Here is a 24,075-nt window from a genome sequence, read left to right as displayed (position 1 = left end):
CCCGTGACCTCCTCGGTCACCGGGTGCTCGACCTGCAGACGCGTATTGACCTCCAGGAAGGAGATCGTCCCGTCCTGACCCACCAGGAACTCACACGTACCCGCACCCTCGTACCCGGCCTCCTTCAGAATGGCCTTCGAAGCACGGTAGAGCTCGGCGTTCTGCTCCTCGGACAGGAACGGCGCCGGAGCCTCCTCCACCAGCTTCTGGTGCCGGCGCTGCAGCGAGCAGTCACGCGTGGAGACCACGACCACGTTGCCGTGCTTGTCCGCCAGGCACTGCGTCTCCACATGCCGGGGGCGGTCCAGGTAACGCTCCACGAAGCACTCGCCCCGCCCGAAGGCCGCCACCGCCTCACGCACCGCCGAGTCGTAGAGCTCAGGCACCTCCTCCAGGGTCCGGGCGACCTTCAGACCACGCCCGCCACCACCGAAGGCCGCCTTGATCGCGATCGGCAGGCCGTGCTCCTCGGCGAACGCCACGACCTCCTCCGCACCCGAGACCGGGTCCGGGGTACCGGCGACCAGAGGGGCACCCGCGCGCTGCGCGATATGACGGGCCGCCACCTTGTCACCCAGATCCCGGATCGCCTGCGGCGGCGGACCGATCCACGTCAGCCCCGCGTCCAGGACCGCCTGCGCGAAATCGGCGTTCTCGGACAGGAATCCGTACCCCGGGTGAACGGCGTCCGCACCCGATTCCGCGGCCGCGGCGAGGACCTTGGCCACGTCCAGGTAACTCGTCGCCGGGGTGTCACCGCCCAGCGCGTACGCCTCGTCGGCCGCACGGACGTGCAACGCGTCACGGTCCGGATCGGCGTAGACCGCCACACTTTCGATCCCGGCGTCCCGGCACGCACGAGCGACGCGGACAGCGATTTCGCCTCGGTTGGCGATGAGCACCTTGCGCACGATGGCTCCCTCCTTGAAACAACGTGAGTTTAGGTACCAGCGACACTCTGTGCCGACCCGACTCCCGGGGTGAGGTTGCCCACACGGAGGGTGAACGGCGGGGCGTGCACGGGCATAAGTCCCCAGTTATCCCACGGTACGCCGGGTATGAGGGCCTCGGGTGATCCTTTCGTGTGGGCTAGATCTCGGTGATTTTCCGGGAGCGTCGTCGCGCATTCTTTGTTGAGTCCCTACGAAGGGGTGGCGCAAAGTTTGCGTGCCCCACGGGCTGTCGGAGTGGACCGCGGGCCCGCCGGGTGATCCGGGTCCCGCGCGCTACCCGCCGGTAGTGCCGGTGGGGCGCCGGATCGCCAACCTCCCGGCCTCGGCCGCCACATGGCGGAGGATCTCCGTCACCCGGTCCCCCCGGCGCTCGAAGTCCGCCAGCGGGAGCGCCACCGAGACGGCCGTGCGGGCGCCGTCCGCCGCCGGCACGGGCACCGCCACACAGGCCACGCCCGGCGCGCACTCCTCGATCTCCACGGCGACCCCCTGCCGCCGCACCCGCCGCAGCTCCGCGTCGAGCCGGTCGGGCGAGGTGATGGTGCGCGGGGTGATGGCGCGCATGCCGGTCCCGGACAGATAGCGCAGCCGGGCCGCGCGGGGGAGGGCGGAGAGCAGCACCTTGCCGTGCGCGGTGGCGTGTCCGTCGGCGTCCCGGCCGACGGAGAAGCCGCCCGTGGGAGCGGCGGAATCGGACGCTCCGGCGAGCACCGCTATCTCGCCGTCGCGGTAGGCGCTGAAGTAGGTGTCCGCCCCCACCGTCCGCCGGGCCTTCAGCAGCAGCCCGTGCACCTCCTCGTCCAGCCGCATCTGGCGCTGGAAGGCGCGGTGCAGGGAGGGGACGCGGTAGCCGAGGGTCCAGCCGGCGGCGGTGCGCACGAGGTGCCCGCGCGCGGTGAGGGCGCCCAGCAGCTCGTAGACGGTGGAGAGCCCGCAGCCGGTCAGCCTGGCGAGCGCCTTGGCGCTCACGGGACCGTCGGAGCCGGCGACGGCGTCGAGGACGTCGAGGGCGCGGTCGACGGACTGCGGCATGGCGGAGGCGCTCCTTCGGGTGGCGGCACGCGCGGACGGGCTGACCCACCAGCTTCGCACAGCCGGCGGAGCGCCCCGCCGGAGCCGGGCTCAGCCCTTGACCGGGGCCTGCTCGCGCAGCAGGTCGACGAAGGCCCGCATCCACGCCGGGTGGTCGTTCCACGCGCGCGCGGAGACCAGATTGCCGTCCACCACCGCCTCCGCGTCCACGAAGGTGCCGCCCGCCAGCCGTACGTCGGGGGCGCACGCGGGCCAGGCGGCCGTGCGCCGGCCCTTGAGCACGCCGAGCGGCGCGAGGGCCACGACGGCGTGGCAGATGTGGGCGACGGGCTTGTTCTCGGCGAAGAAGTGTTTGACGATCCGCTGGAAGTGCGGGTCCAGCCGGAGGAACTCGGGTGCCCGCCCGCCGGGGATCAGGACGGCGGCGTAGTCGGCCGGGTTCACATCGGCGAGCGCGACGTCCGCGGGCCAGCAGTGGCCGGGTTTCTCGGTGTACGTGTCGAAGGTCGACACGAAGTCGTGGACGACGAACTGGAGCTGCTTGACGGTCGGCGCGGCTATGTCGACCTCGTAACCCTCCTCCAGCAGCCGCTGGTAGGGGTACATGACCTCCAGGTCCTCCGCGGCGTCGCCGGTCGTGATGAGGATCTTCGGCATGACGGTGCTCCTCGGCGCTTCTCGGGGGTCGGCTCTACCGGAATATGCGCAGGGGGACGCGCCGAGAAACACCCCCGGCCGGCTCGATCGGCCGCCGGGGAAGGGGTGTTGGAGCGGCGGGAGGGGTTCCGGTCACCGCGCGCGCACCTCTGGGGTGGGCCCCCATGTGGCGCAAGGAATGGTGACCGGTACGCCCCGACCTCGTTGGGTCGGGCATGATCAAGCGCATCGCAGCCGCGGCCGCCCTCACCGGCGCCGCCCTCAGCCTGTCCGTCACCGCCGCCTCGGCCGCGCCCATGCCGCAACCGCCCGTGTCGAACGCCGGGGAGGTCGCCGCGCCGCCGAAGATCGACCCGCCGCAGATGCAGGACATGAGCATCTACCCCGGGGCCACCAACCAGCTCGGCCAGCTCAACAAGCTGGGCCAGGTCAGCGAGGTCGGCAAGGCCGCGAGCGCCCTCGATCCGGTGCTCGGACTGCTCGCGCCCGTCACCGGGCTGCTGCCGACCTAGGAGCCGGGGGCCCTCACACCCACAGGTCGGTGATCGAGGTCCCGAGCTCGCCGAGGAGCGTGCGGAGCAGGGGCAGCGACAGGCCGATGACATTGCCGTGGTCGCCGTCGATGCCGTCCAGGAACGGGGCGGAGCGGCCGTCGAGGGTGAAGGCGCCCGCCACGTGGAGCGGTTCGCCGGACGCGACGTACGCCGCGATCTCGGCATCGGTCGGCTCGCCGAACCGGACGGTGGTCGAGGCCGTCGCCGACACCCGGCGCCCGTCGGCGGTGTCGATCACGCAGTGACCGGTCCGGAGGATTCCGGACCGGCCGCGCATCGACTTCCAGCGGGCCGTGGCGTCCTCCGCGTCCGCGGGCTTGCCCAGTGCCAGGCCGTCCAGCTCCAGCACCGAGTCGCAGCCGACGACCAGCGCGCCCGCGGCCTCCGGCCGTACGGCGACGGCCTCGGCCTTGGCCTCGGCCAGGACCCGGGCGAGCTCGGAGGGGTTCGGGGCGGTGATCGCGTCCTCGTCCACCCCGCTGACGATCACCTCGGGCGCGAGCCCCGCGGCGCGGAGCAGCCCGAGGCGGGCGGGGGACTGGGAGGCGAGGACCAGGCGGCGGCGCGCGGGGCTGTCGTTCATACCGGCCAGCCTATGAGGTCGGCACCGGCCCCGCCGCCACGCCCCGTGCCGTACGGGGCGCGCCTATGTCTCAGCCGGCCACGGCCACCACCTCGCCCCGTACGCGCACGGGCTCCGTGCCCTCCTCATTGTGCCGGTCCGCCCAGTTCGTCAGGGCCGTGCGGCAGGCGTGGTCGAGGTGGCGCAGCCCGGACAGGTGCAGCTCGATCGGCCGGTCCTTGGGCAGCGCTTCCAGGGTGTCGAGGATGTGCGGCAGCCGCAGGAACGTGGCGCTCCCCGTCAGCCGGACGTGGATGGGACCCTCGCCCGCGTCCTTGACGTCCAGCTGGACGCGCGAGGTCTCCCACGCCGTCTTGGCCACGGCCAGCAGCAGACCGGCCAGGACGCCCTCGAACATGTTCGTGGCCACGATGGCCACGGCGGTGACCGCCAGCACGACCGCCTCGCCGCGGTGCTCCTTCCACAGCGGGCCCAGCTCGCGCACGGGGACGAGCTTGCCGCCCGCATGGACCAGGACGCCCGCGAGCGCGGCGACCGGGATCACCCCGAGCGCGGCCGGGAACAGCGCCGCGAAGAGCAGCAGCCACAGGCCGTGCAGCCAGCGCGAGACCTTGGTCCGGGCGCCCGCCTGGACGTTGGCGGCGCTGCGGACGATGACGGCGGTCATGGGCAGCGCGCCGAGCAGGCCGCACACGGTGTTGCCCGCGCCCTGGGCCATCAGCTCCTTGTTGTAGTCGGTGCGCGGCCCGTCGTGCAGCCGGTCCACGGCCGCGGCGCTGAAGAGGCTCTCCGCGGAGGCGATGAGCGCGAACGCGAGGACGGTGCCGATCAGGGCGCCGTCCACCAGGCCGCCGAAGTCGCCGAGCCCGGGCGGCTGGATGGATTCGAACAGACCCTTGACCTCGACCTTGGCGACGGGCAGCGAGAACACCGCCGTCACACCCGTGGCGAGGGCCACGGCCGCCAGCGGCGCGGGCACCAGGCCCGAGACACTTGCGGGCAGTTTCTTCCAGAGGATCAGGACGGCGACGGTCCCGGCGCCCAGGGCGAACGCCTTGAGCGCCGCGCTGTCCGAGGCGAGGTCGGAGACGAGGCCGGGCAGTCCGGCGATCTTGTCCAGGCCGCTGCTGGGCGCCTTGAGGTCGCCCATCGCGTAGGCCTGGCCGAAGATCAGCACCAGGCCGATGCCGGCCAGCATGCCCTGCACGACGGCGACGGAGATGGCGCGGAACCAGCGCCCGAACCCGAGGAAGCCCAGGACGAGTTGGAGGACCCCGGAGGCGAGGACGATCGCCCCGAGGGTGCCGAGGCCATGCGTCTGCACGGCCTCGTAGACGAGCACGGTCAGGCCGGCGGCCGGGCCGCTGACCTGGAGGGAACTGCCGGGCAGCGCCCCGACGACGAGTCCGCCGACGATGCCTGTGATCAGGCCGAGTTCGGCGGGCGCGCCGGAGGCGACCGCGACGCCCACGCAGAGCGGCAGGGCGACCAGGAAGACGACGAGCGATGCGGTGAAGTCCCGTCGCAGCACGGCGGGACCGGGATTGGTGAGCATGGGTTCCTCACGTTGAGGTGGGGAAGGCGAGCGGAAGTGACCCGGGGCCCGGGAAGGGGGCCCAAGGGTGGTGCCGAGGGCCCGGGGCGGTCGGCCGCCCCGGGCCGGCGGGTCACAACGGGAGGAAGAGCGCGTCGTCCCCGATGGTCTGATGCGCCAGGACGAGGCCGGTGTGCACCTCGTAGTACCAGGCGTGCAGACCGAGGCGGCCGTCGGCGAGCCGCTCGGCCACGCACGGGTAGGCGCGCAGCCGGTCCAACTGGGCGAGCGCGTGGCGCTGCACCGGGATGGCGACGTCGGGGGAGTCCCCCTCGTCGTCGCGGAGGGCGGGTGAGGCCCCGTGTTCGAGCCAGCCGCGGACGGCGGGCACCTGGGTGAGGTCCTCGTCGCGGACGACGGCGCCCACGGCGCCGCAGTGCGAATGGCCGCAGACGATGATGTCCCGCACGCCGAGGACCTTGACGGCGTACTCGATGGTGGCCATCTCGCCGGCCGGGTGCTCGGTGCTGTACTCGGGGACGATGTTGCCCGCCGTGCGCAGCTCGAAGAGGTCACCCGGGCGGGTGTTGGTGATCAGCGTCGGTACGACGCGTGAGTCGGAGCAGGTGATGAACATGGCTTCGGGGGACTGGCCTGATGCGAGGCCGCTGAGCTCCCCGGTGGACTGTCGCGCGCGGGTCGGGAAGGCGCGGGCGTGGTCGATGAGGGACTGCATGAACGGCTGACCTCCTGGAGGTAGTCGTTGTCGGTCGGACATCGAAGACGTGCGTCGTCGAGACGTCTTGACAGGGAAATGCCGCATCGAATGATGTGCGGCAGCGAACAGAGTGGCGAAGGCGCTGGGAAGATCTGCCAACGGCGCGCGTTACTGATGGTAGTGACGCGGCTGGAGGGCCGCTGGTTGCGCGCGGAGGCGAGCCTTCAGTGGATCAGTGCCTGAAGACCTGGATGAGCGTGCCGACTTGGCGGCCGGAGCCGCGAGCCGTCACGGGGGCGTGTCTGTCGGACTGCCCCGCGCAGGGGTCAACGCCGGTGCCGTCGTGGGAGTTCCCGAGCGGTGCCGTGGTCTGGACCTGCTGCCGGGGCTGAGCTGTGCCGCCCCGGTGGGACGCGTGGGCGCGCCACATGCCCTGTTCGCCCCCGGAACCTTCGCCGGGGTGGGCGCAGTCGTTCTCGGCGGACGCCGGTGCGCCGGCCGAGTAGGTGAGGGAAGGGGCCACCGGGATCTCCCCGGCGTCGGCCGTCCTGAACGTCAACAGCACGGCCAGGGCGAGGGTGAGGAACGCGGCGAGCGCGCCGACAGAGCGTGTACGCATTCTTCCTCGACCCCCCTTCGAGTGACTGTGCTGGTCGATTCTAGCCATACGACGTGTCGGTGCAGGGGCAAAGTGATTGCTGCTCAGTTAAGTCGTGGCCTTCGCGTGCGGTGGTGAACACACGCGTACGGGGGCCGACTTACGGGAGCGATGGGACATCTCCGTCGTAAGCCGACCCCCGTACCGGGGCGAATCCGTCAGTGGTTCACTTGCCGAGCGCGGCCTCCATGACCTTCTTGGCGATCGGGCCGGCGAGCTTGCCGCCCGAGATGTCCTCGCGGTCGATGTCCGAGCCCTCGGGATCGATGAAGACGGCCACCGCGACCGGCGAGCCGTCGCCCTGCTTGGCGTACGAGACGAACCAGGCGTACGGCAGCTTCTCGTTGTTGACACCGTGCTGCGCGGTGCCGGTCTTCGCGCCGACCGTGACGCCGTCGATCAGGGCCGCCTTGCCGGTGCCCTTCTCCGCGGTGTTCTCCATCATGGTCTGGACCTTGCGCGCCGTGTCGGCGGAGACCGCCTGCGACATCAGCTCGGGCTTGTGCTTCTCCAGCGTGCCGAGGTCCGGCCCGCGCAGCTCCTCGACCATGTAGGGCTTCATCACCTTGCCGTCGTTGGCGAGGCCGGCCGTCATCATGGCGATCTGGAGCGGCGTGCTGGCGAGGCTGCCCTGGCCCATGCCGGTCAGCGCGGTCTGCGGGCGGTCGAGCTTCTTGGGGTAGAGGCTCTCGCCGGCCCGCACCGGGATGTCCAGCTTCTTCTCGTTGAACCCGAACTTCTCCGCGGTCTCGCGCATCTTGTCCGTGCCCAGCTTGTCCGCGAGGTCCAGGAAGACGTTGTTGCACGACCACTGGAGGCCGGCCTTCAGCGAACCGTTGACGCACTCCTGCGTCTGCACGTCGTTACGGACCGTGGTGGTGCTCAGCGGCAGCTTGTACGGCACCGGGGCGCTGCCCTTGGCGTCGATGTCCGAGACGATCCCGTGCTCCAGGGCCGCCGCCGCGGTGAGGATCTTGAAGGTGGAGCCCGGGGGGTAGCGCTCCTTGAGCGCCCGGTTCAGGGTCGGCTTGTTCTTGTCGGCCGCGAGGGCGTCCCACGCCTTCTGGTCCTTGTACGTGTTCCCCGCGAAGACCGAGGGGTCGTAGGACGGGGTGGAGGCCAGGGCCAGCACCTTGCCCGTGCGCGGGTCGAGCGCGACGACGGCGCCCTTGTACTTGCCGAGCCCCTCGAAGGCCGCCTTCTGCGCCTTCGGGTTGATCGTCGTGACCACGTCACCGCCGCGCGGCTTCTTGCCCGTGAGCATGTCCGTGGTCCGCTGGAGGAAGAGCCGGTCGTCGGTGCCGCTGAGCAGCTTGTCGTTGACGAACTCCAGCTGGCTGTTGCCGTAGATCTGCGAGGAGTAGCCGGTGACCGGGGCGTACATCTCGGCGTCCTTGAACGTCCGCTTGTACTTGTAGTCGCCGGAGGTCTCCGAGGCGCCTGTGATCGGCTGGCCGCCCACGATGATGTTGCCGCGCGGCTGGGCGAAGGAGGCGATCCGGACCCGCTTGTTCTGCTTGTGCTCGGCGAGCTCGTCGCCGCGCACGAACTGCACCCAGGTCGCCTGGACCAGCAGGGCGAGTACGAGCACCCCGACGAAGACGGATATGTGCCGTACGGGTTTGTTCATGGTGGGACGCGCTCCCCGGATCGCGGGCATTTCCCTTGTGATGATGCGAATGGGGGGATTTTGGTTGCAGTGAGTTACGGGGGTAGTGAGGTGCTCACTCAGTGCAGGCCCAGGATGACGAACAGCACCACCATGCCGACGGCCAGCACGAGGCCGGCCCGGCGGAGCATGGCCTGCGCTTCGCGCAGCTCCTCGGGGGGCTCTTCGGGCGGATCCGACCACAGCATGGGTTCCATGGTCGCGCGGTGGGGTGGGCCGCGCCTGAGTACGCGTACTCAAGGTAGGGCGGGGCGGGATTTTTCCCCTACCCGCCCCTTCCCGCCGCATCCGATGTGCGGCTCCGCCGCGTGCGGGGCTCCGCCCCGGACCCCGGTCCTCAAACGTCGGCCGGGCTGAAAATCAGCCCGGCCGGCGTTTGAGGCCACCGCGCGGCAGCGCGGAAAAGGGGGTCCGGGGGCGAAGCCCCTGGTTACGGGAAGGGGCGGGTAGGGGAAAGGCCCGTCCCTACGACGGCCAGTACGTCGTCCGCCACGCCCGCGGCCCCGCCGCCGGCACCCGGCCAGCCGCCAGCCGCCGCGCCGGCGCCGACCACTCCGGCCGCGCCTCGCCCGCGTCCCGCGCGGCAGCGCCCCGCGCCGCCGCGCGGGCCTGGACCACCGCCAGGGCGGCGGCCAGCTCCTCCGGCGTGGGGTTGCCTCGCACTACCTTGATCATCGGACAGCCCCTTCCTAGAGCGGGATGTTGCCGTGCTTCTTCGGCGGCAGGGACTCGCGCTTGTCCCGCAGCACCCGCAGCCCCCGCACGATGTGGCGCCGCGTCTCATGCGGCATGATCACCGCGTCGACGTAGCCACGCTCGGCCGCGGCGTAGGGATTGAGCAGCGTGTCCTCGTAGTCCGCGATGAGCTTGGCGCGCAGCTCCTCCTGCTCCTCCGGGGTCTCCGCGGCCGCGATCGTACGGCGGTGCAGGATGTTCACCGCGCCCTGCGCACCCATGACCGCGATCTGCGCCGTCGGCCACGCCACGTTGAGGTCCGCGCCGAGGTGCTTGGACCCCATGACGTCGTACGCCCCGCCGAACGCCTTACGGGTGATCACCGTGATCAGCGGCACCGTGGCCTCGGCGTAGGCGTAGATCAGCTTGGCGCCGCGCCGGATGATGCCGTTGTACTCCTGGTCCGTGCCCGGCAGGAAGCCCGGGACGTCCACGAAGGTGAGCACCGGGACGTTGAAGGCGTCGCAGGTGCGGACGAAACGCGCGGCCTTCTCGCTCGCGTCGATGTCCAGGCAGCCGGCGAACTGGAGCGGCTGGTTGGCCACGATGCCGACCGGGTGGCCCTCGACCCGGCCGAAGCCGGTGATGATGTTCGGCGCGAACAGCGCCTGCGTCTCCAGAAACTCCCCGTCGTCCAGCACGTGCTCGATGACGGTGTGCATGTCGTACGGCTGGTTGGCCGAGTCCGGGATGAGGGTGTCCAGCTCCTGGTCGGAGTCCGACACCTCCAGGTCCGCCTCCTCCGGGAAAGCGGGCGGCTCGGAGAGGTTGTTGGAGGGGAGATAGGACAGCAGCGCCTTGACGTACTCGATGGCGTCCTTCTCGTCGCCCGCCATGTGGTGGGCCACGCCCGAGGTGGCGTTGTGCGTACGGGCGCCGCCCAGCTCCTCGAAGCCGACGTCCTCACCGGTGACGGTCTTGATGACGTCGGGGCCGGTGATGAACATGTGCGAGGTCTGGTCGACCATCACCGTGAAGTCGGTGATCGCGGGGGAGTACACCGCGCCGCCCGCGCACGGGCCGACGATCAGCGAGATCTGCGGGATCACGCCCGAGGCGTGCACATTGCGCCGGAAGATCTCCCCGAACAGGCCGAGCGCGACCACGCCCTCCTGGATGCGGGCGCCGCCGCCGTCGTTGATGCCGATGATCGGACAGCCGGTCTTCAGCGCGAAGTCCATGGCCTTGCCGATCTTCTCGCCGTACACCTCGCCGAGCGAGCCGCCGAAGACGGTGAAGTCCTGCGAGTAGACACAGACGGTACGGCCGTCGACGGTGCCGTAACCGGTGACGACGCCGTCACCGTAAGGGCGGTTCCGCTCGATGCCGAAGTTGGTCGAGCGGTGCCGCGCGAACTCGTCCAGTTCGACGAAGGACCCCTCGTCCAGCAGCAGTTCGACGCGCTCCCGGGCGGTCAGTTTGCCCTTCGCGTGCTGCTTCTCCACCGCGCGGGCCGACCCCGCGTGCGTCGCCTCGTCGGTCCTGCGGCGGAGGTCGGCGAGCTTGCCCGCGGTGGTATGGATGTCGTATTCCGGCTCGGACACGGGATGCGGCTCCTGCTCGTCCTGAGGGATGGGCTGACTGGGCTACCGGTTCGTAGCGTATCCGCGTGGATGCGCCGTGGCAGTGCGTCGTCGGCCACACCTTTTTGCCGCCGATTGCCTCCTAAGGTGGCTCTTATGACGCCCGCTGACGCCTCCGGCTCCGCCGCGAACCGCTGGTCCGACCTCGACCGGCCCCCACTCAACGCCCTCGCGCTCCGGCGCGGGCTCCTGCGCCCCGGCGGGCTGTGGAGCTCCGTCGACGTGGTCGCGCGCACCGGATCCACCAATTCGGACCTCGTCGCCTCGGCCGCCGCGGGGAAGGCCGCCGAGGGCGCCGTCCTCGTCGCCGAGGAGCAGTCCGCGGGACGCGGCCGGCTCGACCGGGTCTGGACCGCGCCGCCGCGCTCCGGCCTCTTCTTCTCCGTACTGCTCACCCCGGGACCGGACGTCCCGGTCGAGCGCTGGGGCTGGCTGCCGCTGCTCGCCGGCGTCGCGACGGCCACCGCGCTGTCCCGCGCCGCCGGTGTGGACACCGCCCTGAAGTGGCCGAACGACCTGCTTGTGACGGTCGGCGGCGCCGAGCGCAAGACCGGCGGCATCCTCGCCGAGCGCTCCGGCGACGGCGTCGTCGTGGGCATCGGCCTGAACGTCTCGCTCCGCGCCGAGGAGCTCCCGGTGCCGACGGCCGGGTCGCTGGCCCTGGCCGGCGCCACGACCGTGGACCGCGATCCGCTGCTGCGGGCCGTCCTGCGGTCGCTGGAGGAGTGGTACACGGAGTGGCGACGCGCCGGAGGCGACCCGCGCGCGTCCCGTCTCCAGGAGGCGTACGCCGCCGGGTGCGCGACCCTCGGCCGGACCGTGCGCGCCGAACTGCCCGGCGGCAAAGACCTGGTCGGGGAGGCCGTGGCCGTCGACGGCGACGGCCGGCTGGTGCTGGCCACCGGTGCCGGGGTGCAGCAGCCGGTGGGCGCCGGCGACATCGTTCACCTACGGCCCGCGCTGTCGGAAGAGTGAGCTACGGCACACTTGTCGTATCGTTGTGCCCGGAACCTAAGCGAGCAGCGATCGGCAGGGCAGTGCGCACGGATCGGACAGGGGGCGGGCGGTGACCGGCGACGGTGGGGGCACCTCCCGTGCCGTTGAGGCCACGGGCGGCACCCCGGGCGGCGACGGCGCCGCGCGCGGGAGCGCCGGCGGGACCGGCGGCGACGCCGACCGGCAGGGCTCCGACGGCGCGGGCCGAAGTACGGGCCGGGGCGGCGCCAGAGGCGTCGAGGAGTACGGGGACGAGGGCGGCGACCCCATCGCCCTGCGGCTGGAAGCGCTGATCCTCGGCGCCGAGCGCCGCTACACCCCCTTCCAGGCCGCCCGCGCGGCCGGGGTCTCCATGGACCTCGCCTCCCGGTTCTGGCGCGCGATGGGCTTCGCGGACATCGGCCAGGCCCGCGCGCTGACCGAGGCCGACGTGCTGGCCCTGCGCCGGCTCGCCGGCCTGGTCGAGGCCGGGCTGCTCAGCGAGCCCATGGCCATCCAGGTCGCCCGCTCCACCGGGCAGACCACCGCCCGGCTCGCCGACTGGCAGATCGACTCCTTCCTGGAGGGGCTGACCGAGCCTCAGGAACCGGGCATGACCCGGACGGAGATCACCTATCCGCTGGTCGAGCTGCTCCTCCCCGAGCTGGAGGAGTTCCTCATCTATGTGTGGCGGCGGCAGCTGGCCGCCTCCACCGGCCGCGTCGTCCAGGCCCAGGACGACGCGGAGATGGTCGACCGCCGGCTGGCCGTCGGCTTCGCCGACCTCGTGGGCTTCACCCGCCTGACGCGCCGTCTGGAGGAGGAGGAGCTCGGCGAGCTGGTCGAGGCGTTCGAGACGACCGCCGCCGACCTGGTCGCGGCGCACGGCGGACGCCTCATCAAGACGCTCGGCGACGAGGTGCTGTACTCGGCGGACGACGCGGGCACCGCGGCCGAGATCGGGCTGCGGCTCATCGAGACCATGACCCACGACGAGACGATGCCGGAGCTCCGGGTCGGCCTCGCCTTCGGCACGGTGACGACGCGCATGGGCGACGTCTTCGGTACGACGGTGAACCTGGCCTCCCGGCTGACGTCGATAGCGCCGAAGGACGCGGTCCTGGTCGACGGCGCCTTCGCGGAGGAGCTGGCCCGCAGCGGCGACGCCCCCAAGTCGGAGGTGGAGGCGGCAGCGGCGGCCGACGGCACGGAGAAGTACCGCTTCGCCCTCCAGCCGATGTGGCAGCGGCCGGTGCGCGGGCTGGGTGTCGTGGAACCGTGGCTGCTGACGCGGAGGAACGGCGGCTGAACGGCGGCTGAGGGGTAGTGGTCGTCGGTCGACGGTCGTCGGTGCGGCGGCCGGGCCGGAAATCGGGTCCGTCCGGCGATTGAGGACCTCCGTTACCGGTGCGATGATCAGCGACGGAAGTTTACGGTCGTTAACGTCACCGGGAGGCACCACGTGAGTGAGATCCGCTTCGGGGAATGGGTCGCCGTAAGGCGCCACGGGCACGTCGCCGAACTCGTCCTCGACCGGCCCAAGGCCATGAACGCCGTCTCCACCGAGATGGGCCGCCGCATCGGGGAGGCCACCGCCGCCCTCGCCGCCGACGCCTCCGCGCGGGTCGTGGTCCTCACCTCCACGCACGAGCGCGCGTTCTGCGTCGGCGCGGACCTCAAGGAGCGCAACTCCTTCACCGACGCCGACCTCGGCCGGCAGCGTCCGCACGCCCGCGCCGCGTACACCGGTGTGCTGGAGCTGCCCATGCCGACGATCGCCGCCGTCCACGGCTTCGCGCTCGGCGGCGGCTTCGAACTGGCGCTGTCCTGCGACGTGATCGTGGCGGACGCCACGGCCGTCGTCGGCCTGCCCGAGGTGTCGGTCGGCGTGATCCCCGGCGGTGGCGGCACCCAGTTGCTCCCGCGCCGGGTGGGCGCCGCCCGCGCGGCCGAACTGATCTTCACGGCGCGGCGCGTGCCCGCCGGGGAGGCGCGGGAGCTGGGCCTGGTGGACCAGCTCGTCGCCGAGGGCGAGGACCGTACGGAGGCGCTCGCGCTGGCCGCGCGCATGGCGGCCAACTCGCCCGTCGGCCTGCGCGCCGCGAAGCGCGCCCTGCGGCTCGGGCACGGCCTGGACCTGCGGACGGGGCTGGAGGTCGAGGACGCCGCGTGGCGCACGGTGGCCTTCTCGGGGGATCGTGCCGAGGGCGTCGCGGCCTTCAACGAGAAGCGGACGCCGGACTGGCCGGGGGAGTGAGGGCTGCGGGCGGTCGGGGTTCCTCGGCCGTCCGTGGGTCGGGGGCGGGGCGGGGGTGGGCCCTCCGGGGCTGCATGATTTACGGGCCCAGTTGCCCGCCGTTGCCGTCGTTGCCCTTGTTCGGGCCCGCAAATCACGCTTTACGCCCCTGCCGGGCCCACCCCCGCCCCGCCCCCTCTCGTCCGCCCCGCCTCCTCTGGTCCGCCGCCTCCTCTGGTCCGCCCCGCCCCTCCGGTCCGCTCCGACTACGCTGGTAATTCCCCTGGTACGGCTGTGGCGGAAGCACTGCCAAGCCGGTCATAGGGCGGAATGGGCGCAACATTCATACGCTGGAGTGCAGGTACTGCGCGCGGTGACGGAATGTGAGGCTCGGGTGGCAGACGGCGGGGAGTGCGACGTCCGGCTGGGCGCCGTCGTGGAGCTCGCTCAGGCGATGGCGGCGGCGCAGTCCCCGCTGGAGTCGGTGGCCGCCGCGGCGGAGCGGGCCCGGCGGGCGCTGGGGGGAAGCTTCGCCGCCGTCTCGGCGTGGGAACGGGAGCACGGCCGGCTGCGGGTGCTGGTGAACGCCGGTGAGCTGGCCGAGGGCGAGGAACGGTACCCGGCGGACGAGTCGTACCCGGTGCACGACTTCCCCGAGATCGCCGAGATCCTGCACGAGGAGTGGGTGGGCGGTGGTCCTGAGCCCCGCGCGTGGATCGAGAGCGCGGACGGCGCCGAGGGCGCGGCCGGCACCGGCGCGTACAGCCCGGCGGGCGCGTACCGCCACCAGCGGGTGGCCGCGCTGCGGCGGCGCGGCCGGGGCAGCTGTGTCGTCGCGCCGATCGTGCTGCACGGGCGGGCCTGGGGCGAGCTGTACGTGGCCCGGCCGCCCGGGGTGACCGCCTTCGGCCGCACGGACGCGGACTTCGCGACGGTCCTGGCCGCCGTGGCCGCGGCCGGCATCGCGCAGACCGAGCGGCTGGAGGAGGTGCGCAGGCTCGCCTTCACCGACCCCCTCACTGGCCTGGGCAACCGCCGCGCGGTCGACGCGCGGCTGGACGAGGCGGTGGAGCGGCACCTGGCCGACGGTGTGGTCGTCAGCCTGGTCGTCTGCGACCTCAACGGCCTCAAGAAGGTCAACGACACCCTGGGTCACGCGGTCGGCGACCGGCTGCTGGAACGGTTCGGCTCGGTGCTCTCGCTGTGCGGGGCGATGCTGCCGGGCACCCTGGCCGCCCGGCTGGGCGGCGACGAGTTCTGTCTGCTGACGGTCGGTCCGTCGGCGGACGAAGTGGTGCGGATCGCGGACGAACTGTGCCGCAGGGCCGCCGGGTTGGAGCTCGGCGAGGGCGTCGCCTGCGGGGTCGCCTCCACGGGTGACCCGATCGGGGCCGTGGGCACGGCCCGCCGCCTCTTCCGGCTCGCGGACGCGGCCCAGTACCGGGCCAAGGCCGCGCGGTCGGCGAAGCCGGTGGTCGCCGGGCGCGACGGCGGGCGCAGGGACCCCGTCGTCCGGCTCGCGGACCATCCGCCGGCCGCGCCGGCCGCCGAGCGGCGGCGGTTCCGGGGGCGGAATTCGGGCACGCCGGGCGACTGAGGGTGACCGGGAGCGACGGCCCGTAGAGCGGATCGGAGGGTGCGGTGGCCCCCTGGCGCGGGGTCCCGGGACGAGCTGCCGAAGACTATGTACAGACCGCGATTCAGTCTCTAGGGTGCCTGAATATGGATATGCACACTGTGGTGGTGGGGACGGCCGGGACGACCGCGGAAGATGTGATCGCCGTGGCACGCGACGGTGCGCGGGTCGTGATCTCGGACGAGGCGCTGGCCGCCGTCGCCGCCGCGCGGCAGGTCATCGACGACCTGGCCGCCAAGCCCGATCCGGTCTACGGCGTCTCCACGGGCTTCGGCGCCCTCGCCGTCCGTCACATCAGTCCCGACCTCCGCGCCCAGCTCCAGCGCAACATCGTCCGCTCGCACGCCGCCGGCATGGGGCCCCGTGTGGAGCGCGAGGTCGTCCGCGCGCTGATGTTCCTGCGGCTGAAGACCCTCGCCTCGGGCCACACCGGTGTCCGCCCCCTCGTGGTCGAGACCATGGCCGCGATCCTCAACGCCGGGATCACCCCGGTCGTGCACGAGTACGGCTCGCTCGGCTGCTCCGGCGACCTCGCGCCGCTCTCCCACTGCGCGCTCACCCTGATGGGAGAGGGCGAGGCCGAGGGCCCCGACGGCACCCTGCGCCCGGCCGGCGAGCTGCTCGCCGCGCACGGCATCGCGCCCGTCGAGCTGCGCGAGAAGGAGGGCCTCGCGCTCCTCAACGGCACCGACGGCATGCTCGGCATGCTGGTGATGGCCTGCGCGGACCTCGCCCGTCTGATCACCTCCGCCGACATCACCGCCGCGCTCTCCCTGGAGGCCCTCCTCGGCTCCGAGAAGGTCCTCGCCCCCGAGCTGCACACCATCCGCCCGCACCCGGGCCAGGGCGCCAGCGCCGGCAACATGCTCCGTGTGCTGGCCGGTTCCGGCCTGACCGGGCATCACCAGGACGACGCGCCGCGCGTGCAAGACGCGTACTCCATCCGCTGCGCCCCGCAGGTCGCGGGCGCCGGCCGGGACACGCTCGCCCACGCCCGGCTGGTCGCCGACCGCGAGCTGGCCGCCGCCGTCGACAACCCCGTCGTCCTCGCCGACGGCCGGGTCGAGTCCAACGGCAACTTCCACGGCGCCCCGGTCGCGTACGTCCTGGACTTCCTGGCCATCGCCGCCGCGGACCTCGCCTCCATCGCCGAGCGTCGCACCGACCGGCTGCTGGACAAGAACCGCTCGCACGGGCTGCCGCCGTTCCTGGCCGGGGACCCGGGCGTGGACTCCGGCCTGATGATCGCTCAGTACACGCAGGCCGCCCTGGTCAGCGAGATGAAGCGGCTCGCCGTGCCGGCCTCCGTGGACTCGATCCCGTCCTCGGCGATGCAGGAGGACCACGTCTCCATGGGCTGGTCGGCCGCGCGCAAGCTGCGGACGGCCGTCGGGGCGCTCACGAAGGTCGTCGCCGTGGAGCTCGTCGCCGCGACGCGCGCCATCGAGCTGCGTACGGGCCTGACGGCGGCGCCGGCCACCCAGGAGGTACTGCGCGCGGTGCGCGCGGCGGGCGTCGAGGGTCCGGGCGAGGACCGGTTCCTGGCTCCCGACCTCGCGGCGGCCGAGGAGTTCGTCCGCTCGGGGAAGCTGGTCGCGGCGGTCGAGCCGGTGACGGGCACGCTCGCCTGAGGCCCTCGTCCGGCGCGGCGGTCAGCGAGCCGCCGTGCGCGTCCTGCGCACGGCGGCGGTGACCAGGGCGCCGCCCGCCGCGACGAAAGCGATGCCGCCGAAGACGTACGGGGTGGTGTCGACGGCGCCCGAGTCGGCGAGGACGGGTTCCTTGGGCGGGGGGGGGCGGGTTCCTTGGTCGTGGGTGCGGCGGGGTTTCCCGTGGTGACGGTGGTGCTCCGCACCGTTTCACTCTTTCCGGGCCCCGGTCGCTCGGCCGTCGCGTACGCGGTCGGCACGCACCACACCGCGCACAGCAGCGAACCGGCGGCGACTGCGGTCAGCAGCGGTCGATGCGCGGTCACGGGACGAATTCCCCCTGAGGTGGCGGTTCTTGGGGCCCTCGCACTGTGCGCCCGGCCCCGGCTGACCCGATGTTAGTGATGCGAACGGGTGCGCGGAAGCCGTGCGGGAGGGCGGGAAACCGCCGGGAAGCCGCCGGGAAGCCGCAGGGGAGCGGGCGACAGGGTGTGCGGGAAGCCGCCGGCCCGCTCCGGTGAACGTGGCGGGAAAGTCAAGGGCATCCCGACCCTGGCAGTCACAACAGCCCCGCAGGCACCATGGAAAGCAGGCATCTACCAGCACCCCGGCTACCATGTCGGCCCCGCGAGGGGCTTTACTGGGGTGGTCTTCCCCACATTTCCCTGAGGTGTGGAACGGACTTATCGGTGCAGGCGTTCCTTAAGCAGAAGCCGGGATACGTGCTGCCCCACGATTCGGCTCGGGGATTTCGGGGTCCAGGAGCAATGGAGAAGCGTGTGATGACGGACGGCAAGCGCCGCAAGGGCCTGGTGGCCGCGGCCGCTGTGCTCGGCGGTGTGCTGACCCTCGCCGCCTGCGGCGGTGGCGACGACGACGGCAAGAGCGGCTCCGCCGGTAACGGCAAGTCCCAGAACAAGGTCGACGCCGCTGCCGCCAAGGAAGCCTCCAAGGCGCAGATCAAGATCGCGCAGAAGGACGGCTCGACCAACGCCGGGATCACCACCGACGCCGCCAAGGTCACCGTCAGTGACGGCGAGCTCACGAGCGTCAAGATGACGACCGACAAGGGCGCCCCGGTCGAGGGCACGATATCGCCCGACAAGACCTCGTGGAAGCCCGCCAAGCAGCTCGAGCGGTCCACCAAGTACAAGGTCGTCGTCGAGGCCAAGGACTCCGAGGGCCGCAAGGCCACGGAGAACTCCTCCTTCGCCACCGTCTCGCCGACCAACAGCTTCATCGGCTCCTTCACGCCGGAGGACGGCTCGACCGTCGGCGTCGGCATGCCCGTGTCGATCAACTTCGACAAGCCGATCAAGGACCGCAAGGCCGTCCAGTCCGGCATCACGGTCAACTCCAGCAGCGGTCAGAAGATCGTCGGCCACTGGTTCGGCGACCAGCGGATCGACTTCCGCCCGCAGGAGTACTGGAAGGCCAACTCCGACGTCACCCTGAAGCTGGACCTCGACGGCGTCGAGGGCGCCCCCGGCGTCAAGGGCGTGCAGAAGAAGACCGTCTCGTTCAAGATCGGTCACGCTCAGGTCTCCACGGTCGACGTGAAGTCGCACCAGATGACGGTCGTCCGGGACGGCAAGACCATCAAGACCATCCCGATCTCGGCCGGCAGCCCCGAGAACCCGACGTACAACGGCAAGATGGTGATCTCCGAGAAGTTCAAGGAGACCCGCATGGACGGCTCGACCGTCGGCTTCACCAAGGGCAACGGCAAGGGCGAGTACGACATCAAGGACGTCCCGCACGCCATGCGCCTGTCCACGTCGGGCACGTTCATCCACGGCAACTACTGGGGCAGCGGCATCTTCGGCAGCGCCAACACCAGCCACGGCTGCATCGGCCTGGAGGACAAGCAGGGCGCGGACGACCCGTCGACCTCGGGCTCCTGGTTCTTCAGCAACTCCCAGCTGGGTGACGTCGTCGAGGTCAAGAACTCCAACGACAAGACGATCGCCCCGGAGAACGGCCTCAACGGCTGGAACATGGACTGGAACGCGTGGGTCGCGGGGAGCGCGACGGGGGCTTGAGCCTGATCTTTTTCGGCTGATTCAGCAGCTGATTCGGCAGCTGGTTCCGCTGGGTGGCGGCTCGCACGGTTTGTGCGGGTCGCCGCTTGGCGTTTCGGGGGGTTGTCAACGGGTGGGTGGGGTGGGGCGGGGTCCTTGCGGGTGATGTGGGGCGGGGTGGTGGGGTGCGGGTCCGGGTGGGGGTGCCGCTGCGCGGGGCCTTCCCCAGCCCCGCCCCTTCCCGAAACCGGGGCTCCGCCCCGGGCCCCGGTCCTCAAACGCCGGACGGGCTGATTCGTTGCCCGGAACCGGGCGAATGCAGCCCGGCTGGGGGTACCTCCCAGCGGTAGCTGGGGGAGCTTGAGGCCACCGCGCGGAGCGCGGAAGGGGGCCCGGGGGCTTGCCCCCGGTTTCGGGAAGGGGCGGGGCTGGGGAAGGCCGCCCGCAGGGCCCGCGCCGCCGGTTCGGCCCCCGTGCCGCCGGTAGGGCCCGCGCTGCCGGTAGGGCCCGCGCTGCCGGTAGGGCCTGCGCTGTCGGCCGGTACGGCCCCGGCCGGTACGGCTCTCCGCGCCGCCAGGTGCCGCTTCTCGCACTGCCCGCACCGCCCGCACCGCCCCGCGGCCCCCGCGGCGGCGCCCCCGCGCAAGGCCGCACATGGCCCCCACCCCGCCCCCACACCCCCTCCGGGACAATGGGAACGCCCGCACGGACGACCGACGGGCCCGACCATCCGCCACCCGTCACCCGAGGAGCAGAGACACCCGTGGGCAAGCGCAGCAGCCGGCAGCGACCGGAGGACGCCGGCCCGCTGGCCGCCGTGGAGGCGGCTCTGGCGGGCCTGCGGGGTCGGTCCGCCGACGACCTTGATGACGCCCTTTACGCCGCCGCCTCGACCCTTACGGCGGATCCCGCGGGTCCGGAGGCCGTCGGTCGCGCCCTGCTGCGTGCCGCGGAGAAGGTCGTACGGCACGCCTGGGAGGGCGGCTGGCAGCCCGCGGATGTCGCCAGGCTCGTACGGCGGGAGCTGACCGCCGCCGAGCTGCGCTTCACCGTCGACGCCGTGGCCGCGGAGGCGCGGCGCTACGCACCGGACACGCTCTCCGCCCGCTGGGCGGCCCAGCTGGCCGAGCTGGAGGCGCGGGTGTGGTGGGAGGCGGACGACGCGTTCCTGGAGGGCTTCGCGGGCCGTGAGCGGCTCAGCCGCTTCGAGGCGGCCGCGTGCGGCCTGGGCGCGCTGCGGCTGATCGGTTCGCTGCCGCGGATCGGCGCGGCGGGGCCGCTGCCGGGCGCGGCGCGGCCGGTGGGCGGTGCCGGGACGGGCCGTCCCGCCGTCGCCGTGGAGCCGAGGATGCTCACGCGGATCCGGGCGCTGCTGGCGAAGGCGGAGTCCACGGAGTTCGCGGAGGAGGCCGAGGCGCTGTCCGCGAAGGCACAGGAGCTCATGGCCCGCTACTCGCTGGACGAGGCGCTGCTCGCCGCCCACGCGACCGAACCCGTCGACGGTCCCGGGGCTTGGCGGATCGGCGTCGAGGGCCCGTACGAGGCCGCGAAGGCCCTGCTCCTCGACGCGGTCGCGGAGGCCAACCACTGCCGGTCGGTGTGGTCGAGCGAGTTCGACTTCTCCACGGTCGTCGGCTTCGAGGCGGACCTGGAGCTGGTCGAGCTGATGTACACGTCGCTGCTGGTCCAGGCCACGACGGCGATGCGGCGCGCGGGCGACGACCACCACGCGCGCGGCCGCTCGCGCCGTACGCGCGACTTCCGCCAGTCCTTCCTGATCGCCTACGCGGCCCGCATCCGTGACCGCCTCACGGCGACGGCGGCGGCCGTGGTGGCGGAGGCGGCGGGCGGTGCCGGGGCCGGTGCGGCCGCGGTTCCGGCGGAGGTGCTGCCGGTGCTGGCGGCGCGGGACGTGGCGGTGGGCGAGTCGACGGAGCGGCTGTTCCCCACGACGACGTCGCACCGGCTGAAGGGGCGTGACGCGGAGGGGTGGGCGCGGGGGGAGGCGGCGGCGGACGCGGCGCGGTTGCGGTGACGGTGGGTGGGCGGTGGGGTGGGTCGCCGCTGCGCGGGGCGTTTTCCCCAGCCCCGCCCCTTCCCGCTGCATCCGATGTGAGGCTCCGCCGCGTGAGGGGCTCCGCCCCGGGCCCGGTCCGCGGGTGAATTCAGCCCGGCCGGCGTTTGAGGACACCGCGCGTCAGCGCGGAAGGGGGCCCAGGGGCTTGCCCCCGGTTTCGGGGAGGGGCGGGGCCGGGGAAGGCCGCCCGCAGGGCCAGCGTCGCCGGTTCGGCCCTCCGCGCCGCCAGGTGCCGCCTCTCGCACCGCCCGCGCAGCTGCACCTCACCGCCCCACCCCCTCCCCACCCGCCCGTGCGAAATACGTACCCGGCGCCACCCCCACCCCCCGCCGGAACGCCGCCACGAACGCGCTGGCCGACCCGTACCCCACCCGCCGCGCCACCGACGACACCGTCGCCCCCGCGGCCAGCAGCGGCATCGCAGCCTGGAGGCGCAGCTGGGTGCGCCACTGCCCGTACGTCAGGCCCGTATCGGAGACGAACGCCCGGGCTAGCGTGCGCGCGCTGGCGCCCACGACCGTTCCCCACTCCGTCAGCGTCCGGCCGTCGGAAGGGTCGGCGCGGAGGGCCTCCGCGACGCGGCGGGCCCGGGGGTCCGCGGGGTCCGGGGCGCGGACGGTCGTCACGGACACCGGGCGCAGGAGGTCGAGGACGACGCTCTCGGCGCGGAGCCGGGCGTCGGCCGGGATGCGGTCGGCGCCCTGCGCGAGGTGCCCGATGAGCTCGCGCAACAGTCCTGACACGGCGACGACTCGGGGCTCGTCCCAGGAGACCGGGCAGCGGTCCGGCCAGAAGTAGAGGCTGCGGAGCAGGGCGGCCGAGGTCGCCCCCGTGGCGTGCGGCACCCCGGCGGGGATCCAGAGGGCGACGGTGGAGGGCAGCACCCAGGTGCGGCCGGTGGCCCGCACGGCGAGGACGCCGTGGGGCGCCCAGGCGAGCTGATGGGCACCGTGCTCGTGCCGGGCGAACCACTCGCCGCCGTCGAGGGGGAAGCTGCCGACGGCGATGGCGCTGCCGAGAGGGGCGACGAGGTGGCCGTGGGAGGGCTGGGAGGGCCCGCCCCCGGCCCGGCCGTGCGGGTCCCCTCCGCCCCCGGCTCGCCCTCGCCGACCCCCTCCGCACCCGGCGGCTTGTCCGTTTGGCGACATCAGTTGACCCCCTGGCCCGTATCCGACACCCGCCCATCTTCCTAGCCTCGAAGCATGCCGATGAACTTCATCCACCGCCGCCTGTGCGCCTCCGACAAATGGGCGCGCGCGATCGAGAACGAACTGCTGCCCTGGGCCCTCGAAGGGGTCACCCTCGGCCCCGACACGCTGGAGATCGGGCCGGGTTACGGCGCGACGACGCGCGTCCTGCTGCCCAAGGTCTCCCGGCTGACGCTCGTCGAGGCCGACGCCTCCTACGCGGCCCGGCTGCGCGGGGAGTTCGGCGACCGGGCGGACGTCCGGCACGCCGACGGCAGCGCGCTGCCGCTGCCCGACGGCGGGTTCGACTCCGTCGCCTGCTTCACCATGCTGCACCACGTCCCCTCGCCCCGCGCCCAGGACAGGCTCTTCGCCGAGGCCCGCCGGGTCCTGCGCCCCGGTGGCTTCTTCACCGGGTGCGACGCCCTCAGCAACTGGGGCTTCCGGCTGATACATCTCGGCGACACCTGTGTGCCCGTACCGCCGGAGACGCTGGAGAGGCGGCTGAGGGCGGCGGGGTTCGACGACTGCGAAGTCAGTGTGGGGAAGGGGAGTTTCCGCTTCATCGCCTATCGGCAGTGAGACGACGTAGCGACGGGGTGACGTGGCGACGTGGCGACGAAAAGGGTGCCGTCCGCCCCGCCCTCGCTACGATCGCGTGTCATGGACATAGCCGTGTATCTGGCCCTCCTCGTGCTCATCCCGCTCTTCGCCTGGCTGAGCTCGGCCCAGGAACGCCGGCTCAAGCGACTGGACCACAGGATCGGGGAGCTCGACCGCAAGACGGACCTGATCCTGCGGCACATGGGAATCGCCCAGCAGGATGCCGGGCGGGCACCCGAACTGGAGCGCGTCGGGGCGCTCCTGAAGGACGGTAAGAAGATCCAGGCCATCGCGGCCTACCGGGAGATCACGGGCGCCGACCTGAGGGAGGCGAAGGAAGCGGTCGACCGGATGTAGTGCGAGAGGGGAGGCGGGCAGCGCGCGGGGTCCGCGCCGGCGGTCAGCGGTCGGCGGTCAGCGGCCCGCAGTCATCAGCCCTCGGCTCCCGTCGGACGTACGCATCCGCCCTGCCCCCCCGATTTCGCCGGGGGCAGAACGCCGTCGGCCCTCCTCCGGGCGTGCCGCTCCTACTCTGAAGGGGTGAGCACCCACGCGCCCAACCAAGCCCGCGTCGTCCCCCTGTGCCCGGCCACGGCGCACCCGGCCCCCGCGGCCAAGGAGCCGCTCTGGCGGGACGTCATCGGTGACGTACTGCGCCGCGAACGCCGCGCGCAGGAACGTACGCTCAAGGACGTCGCCGACGCGGGCCGGATCTCGATGCCCTACCTCTCCGAGGTGGAGCGCGGCCGCAAGGAGGCGTCGTCCGAGGTCCTCGCGGCCGCCGCGCAGGCCCTCGGCCTCGGGCTGGCCGATCTCCTCGCCCTCGCGCAGGAGGAGCTCGCCCGCCTCGGCGGGGCGCGCGCGGCCAGGCCGCCCCGTACCGCCGCCGCCCCGGTCGCCCCGGCCCGCTCCCTCCGTACGTCCCGCTCCGCGCCGACGGCCCGCTACGGCGCGGCGCCGTCGGTGTCGCGGCAGGGCGAGGTGCGACTCGCGGCATGACCGTGGGCGGCCGTCG

23 protein-coding genes are annotated in these 24,075 nt (G+C 72.6%); 11 read left to right on the top strand and 12 right to left on the bottom strand.

What is annotated here, in order from left to right; all coding sequences use genetic code 11:
• The 3 genes from LUZ64_RS16745 to LUZ64_RS16735 form a co-directional block, all read right to left on the bottom strand.
• A partial coding sequence (locus LUZ64_RS16745; protein ID WP_232398578.1) for an ATP-binding protein occupies positions 1-911 on the bottom strand: 911 nt, incomplete at its 3' end.
• Between the two features lie 315 nt (positions 912-1,226).
• Positions 1,227-1,985, bottom strand: coding sequence for an IclR family transcriptional regulator (locus LUZ64_RS16740; protein ID WP_095579188.1), 759 nt, complete (start codon positions 1,983-1,985; stop codon positions 1,227-1,229).
• A gap of 90 nt (positions 1,986-2,075) precedes the next feature.
• Complete coding sequence (locus LUZ64_RS16735; RefSeq protein WP_095579189.1) at positions 2,076-2,642, bottom strand: DJ-1/PfpI family protein; 567 nt, start codon at positions 2,640-2,642, stop codon at positions 2,076-2,078.
• Positions 2,643-2,857: 215 nt separating this feature from the next.
• Here LUZ64_RS16735 and LUZ64_RS16730 point away from each other — a divergent pair, with 215 nt between their 5' ends.
• Entirely contained in the window at positions 2,858-3,154 is a 297-nt protein-coding gene (locus tag LUZ64_RS16730) for a hypothetical protein (RefSeq protein ID WP_095579190.1), read from the top strand.
• 13 nt (positions 3,155-3,167) lie between these two features.
• Here LUZ64_RS16730 and LUZ64_RS16725 read toward each other — a convergent pair whose 3' ends face one another.
• The 8 genes from LUZ64_RS16725 to LUZ64_RS16690 form a co-directional block, all read right to left on the bottom strand.
• Complete coding sequence (locus LUZ64_RS16725) at positions 3,168-3,779, bottom strand: nucleoside triphosphate pyrophosphatase (protein WP_095579191.1); 612 nt, start codon at positions 3,777-3,779, stop codon at positions 3,168-3,170.
• A gap of 70 nt (positions 3,780-3,849) precedes the next feature.
• Positions 3,850-5,334 carry a SulP family inorganic anion transporter gene (locus LUZ64_RS16720; protein ID WP_095579192.1) on the bottom strand — a complete coding sequence of 495 codons (1,485 nt, stop codon included), beginning with the start codon at positions 5,332-5,334 and terminating at the stop codon, positions 3,850-3,852.
• Between the two features lie 112 nt (positions 5,335-5,446).
• Complete coding sequence (locus tag LUZ64_RS16715; protein WP_095579193.1) at positions 5,447-6,049, bottom strand: carbonic anhydrase; 603 nt, start codon at positions 6,047-6,049, stop codon at positions 5,447-5,449.
• A gap of 214 nt (positions 6,050-6,263) precedes the next feature.
• A complete protein-coding gene (locus LUZ64_RS16710) occupies positions 6,264-6,650 on the bottom strand; it encodes a hypothetical protein (protein ID WP_095579194.1) in 387 nt (128 codons plus the stop codon).
• A 205-nt stretch (positions 6,651-6,855) separates the two neighbouring features.
• A complete protein-coding gene (locus LUZ64_RS16705) occupies positions 6,856-8,319 on the bottom strand; it encodes a peptidoglycan D,D-transpeptidase FtsI family protein (RefSeq protein WP_095579195.1) in 1,464 nt (487 codons plus the stop codon).
• 98 nt (positions 8,320-8,417) lie between these two features.
• Positions 8,418-8,546 (bottom strand): morphogenic membrane protein MmpB, encoded by a 129-nt coding sequence (gene mmpB, locus LUZ64_RS16700; RefSeq protein ID WP_267896821.1) that lies wholly within the window; start codon positions 8,544-8,546, stop codon positions 8,418-8,420.
• Between the two features lie 277 nt (positions 8,547-8,823).
• On the bottom strand, positions 8,824-9,033 hold the full coding sequence (locus LUZ64_RS16695; protein ID WP_232390082.1) for an acyl-CoA carboxylase epsilon subunit: 210 nt from the start codon (positions 9,031-9,033) through the stop codon (positions 8,824-8,826).
• 14 nt (positions 9,034-9,047) lie between these two features.
• Positions 9,048-10,637 carry an acyl-CoA carboxylase subunit beta gene (locus LUZ64_RS16690; RefSeq protein WP_095581482.1) on the bottom strand — a complete coding sequence of 530 codons (1,590 nt, stop codon included), beginning with the start codon at positions 10,635-10,637 and terminating at the stop codon, positions 9,048-9,050.
• 135 nt (positions 10,638-10,772) lie between these two features.
• Between LUZ64_RS16690 and LUZ64_RS16685 the strand changes: the two genes are divergently transcribed.
• The 7 genes from LUZ64_RS16685 to LUZ64_RS16650 all read left to right on the top strand — a co-directional run bounded on the left by LUZ64_RS16685 (position 10,773) and on the right by LUZ64_RS16650 (position 21,228).
• On the top strand, positions 10,773-11,651 hold the full coding sequence (locus LUZ64_RS16685) for a biotin--[acetyl-CoA-carboxylase] ligase (RefSeq protein WP_095581483.1): 879 nt from the start codon (positions 10,773-10,775) through the stop codon (positions 11,649-11,651).
• Between the two features lie 91 nt (positions 11,652-11,742).
• Positions 11,743-12,960: an adenylate/guanylate cyclase domain-containing protein gene (locus tag LUZ64_RS16680; protein ID WP_095581484.1), complete on the top strand. Its 1,218-nt coding sequence runs from the start codon at positions 11,743-11,745 to the stop codon at positions 12,958-12,960.
• A 153-nt stretch (positions 12,961-13,113) separates the two neighbouring features.
• Positions 13,114-13,908, top strand: coding sequence for an enoyl-CoA hydratase/isomerase family protein (locus LUZ64_RS16675; protein WP_095581485.1), 795 nt, complete (start codon positions 13,114-13,116; stop codon positions 13,906-13,908).
• 433 nt (positions 13,909-14,341) lie between these two features.
• A complete protein-coding gene (locus LUZ64_RS16670; protein WP_095582860.1) occupies positions 14,342-15,484 on the top strand; it encodes a GGDEF domain-containing protein in 1,143 nt (380 codons plus the stop codon).
• A gap of 131 nt (positions 15,485-15,615) precedes the next feature.
• Entirely contained in the window at positions 15,616-17,154 is a 1,539-nt protein-coding gene (gene hutH, locus LUZ64_RS16665; RefSeq protein WP_095582859.1) for a histidine ammonia-lyase, read from the top strand.
• A 785-nt stretch (positions 17,155-17,939) separates the two neighbouring features.
• Entirely contained in the window at positions 17,940-19,214 is a 1,275-nt protein-coding gene (locus tag LUZ64_RS16655) for a L,D-transpeptidase (protein ID WP_095580258.1), read from the top strand.
• Between the two features lie 742 nt (positions 19,215-19,956).
• Positions 19,957-21,228 (top strand): DUF2786 domain-containing protein, encoded by a 1,272-nt coding sequence (locus LUZ64_RS16650; RefSeq protein WP_232390083.1) that lies wholly within the window; start codon positions 19,957-19,959, stop codon positions 21,226-21,228.
• A 305-nt stretch (positions 21,229-21,533) separates the two neighbouring features.
• Here LUZ64_RS16650 and LUZ64_RS16645 read toward each other — a convergent pair whose 3' ends face one another.
• Positions 21,534-22,418: an AraC family transcriptional regulator gene (locus LUZ64_RS16645; protein WP_232390084.1), complete on the bottom strand. Its 885-nt coding sequence runs from the start codon at positions 22,416-22,418 to the stop codon at positions 21,534-21,536.
• 54 nt (positions 22,419-22,472) lie between these two features.
• Here LUZ64_RS16645 and LUZ64_RS16640 point away from each other — a divergent pair, with 54 nt between their 5' ends.
• From LUZ64_RS16640 to LUZ64_RS16630, 3 genes are all read left to right on the top strand, one after another.
• Positions 22,473-23,039, top strand: coding sequence for a class I SAM-dependent methyltransferase (locus LUZ64_RS16640; protein WP_095582188.1), 567 nt, complete (start codon positions 22,473-22,475; stop codon positions 23,037-23,039).
• An 81-nt stretch (positions 23,040-23,120) separates the two neighbouring features.
• Entirely contained in the window at positions 23,121-23,417 is a 297-nt protein-coding gene (locus tag LUZ64_RS16635) for a hypothetical protein (RefSeq protein WP_095582187.1), read from the top strand.
• Positions 23,418-23,600: 183 nt separating this feature from the next.
• Positions 23,601-24,059 carry a helix-turn-helix domain-containing protein gene (locus tag LUZ64_RS16630; protein ID WP_095582186.1) on the top strand — a complete coding sequence of 153 codons (459 nt, stop codon included), beginning with the start codon at positions 23,601-23,603 and terminating at the stop codon, positions 24,057-24,059.
• Positions 24,060-24,075 lie beyond the last annotated feature (16 nt).

It is taken from the genome of Streptomyces albireticuli, assembly GCF_021228125.1.
Taxonomy (GTDB): Bacteria; Actinomycetota; Actinomycetes; order Streptomycetales; family Streptomycetaceae; genus Streptomyces; species Streptomyces albireticuli.
The sequence above is the reverse complement of the archived record's forward strand: the minus strand, read 5'-3'. Positions and strand labels throughout refer to the sequence as shown.

Bases quoted from the DNA above. Each gene is read 5' to 3' on its own strand.
- LUZ64_RS16740 (WP_095579188.1), bottom strand. From the start codon at position 1,985: ATGCCGCAGTCCGTCGACCGCGCCCTCGACGTCCTCGACGCCGTCGCC.
- LUZ64_RS16735 (WP_095579189.1), bottom strand. From the start codon at position 2,642: ATGCCGAAGATCCTCATCACGACCGGCGACGCCGCGGAGGACCTGGAG.
- LUZ64_RS16730 (WP_095579190.1), top strand. From the start codon at position 2,858: ATGATCAAGCGCATCGCAGCCGCGGCCGCCCTCACCGGCGCCGCCCTC.
- LUZ64_RS16725 (WP_095579191.1), bottom strand. From the start codon at position 3,779: ATGAACGACAGCCCCGCGCGCCGCCGCCTGGTCCTCGCCTCCCAGTCC.
- LUZ64_RS16720 (WP_095579192.1), bottom strand. From the start codon at position 5,334: ATGCTCACCAATCCCGGTCCCGCCGTGCTGCGACGGGACTTCACCGCA.
- LUZ64_RS16715 (WP_095579193.1), bottom strand. From the start codon at position 6,049: ATGCAGTCCCTCATCGACCACGCCCGCGCCTTCCCGACCCGCGCGCGA.
- LUZ64_RS16710 (WP_095579194.1), bottom strand. From the start codon at position 6,650: ATGCGTACACGCTCTGTCGGCGCGCTCGCCGCGTTCCTCACCCTCGCC.
- LUZ64_RS16705 (WP_095579195.1), bottom strand. From the start codon at position 8,319: ATGAACAAACCCGTACGGCACATATCCGTCTTCGTCGGGGTGCTCGTA.
- mmpB (WP_267896821.1), bottom strand. From the start codon at position 8,546: ATGCTGTGGTCGGATCCGCCCGAAGAGCCCCCCGAGGAGCTGCGCGAA.
- LUZ64_RS16695 (WP_232390082.1), bottom strand. From the start codon at position 9,033: ATGATCAAGGTAGTGCGAGGCAACCCCACGCCGGAGGAGCTGGCCGCC.
- LUZ64_RS16685 (WP_095581483.1), top strand. From the start codon at position 10,773: ATGACGCCCGCTGACGCCTCCGGCTCCGCCGCGAACCGCTGGTCCGAC.
- LUZ64_RS16670 (WP_095582860.1), top strand. From the start codon at position 14,342: ATGGCGGCGGCGCAGTCCCCGCTGGAGTCGGTGGCCGCCGCGGCGGAG.
- hutH (WP_095582859.1), top strand. From the start codon at position 15,616: ATGCACACTGTGGTGGTGGGGACGGCCGGGACGACCGCGGAAGATGTG.
- LUZ64_RS16655 (WP_095580258.1), top strand. From the start codon at position 17,940: ATGGAGAAGCGTGTGATGACGGACGGCAAGCGCCGCAAGGGCCTGGTG.
- LUZ64_RS16645 (WP_232390084.1), bottom strand. From the start codon at position 22,418: ATGTCGCCAAACGGACAAGCCGCCGGGTGCGGAGGGGGTCGGCGAGGG.
- LUZ64_RS16640 (WP_095582188.1), top strand. From the start codon at position 22,473: ATGCCGATGAACTTCATCCACCGCCGCCTGTGCGCCTCCGACAAATGG.
- LUZ64_RS16635 (WP_095582187.1), top strand. From the start codon at position 23,121: ATGGACATAGCCGTGTATCTGGCCCTCCTCGTGCTCATCCCGCTCTTC.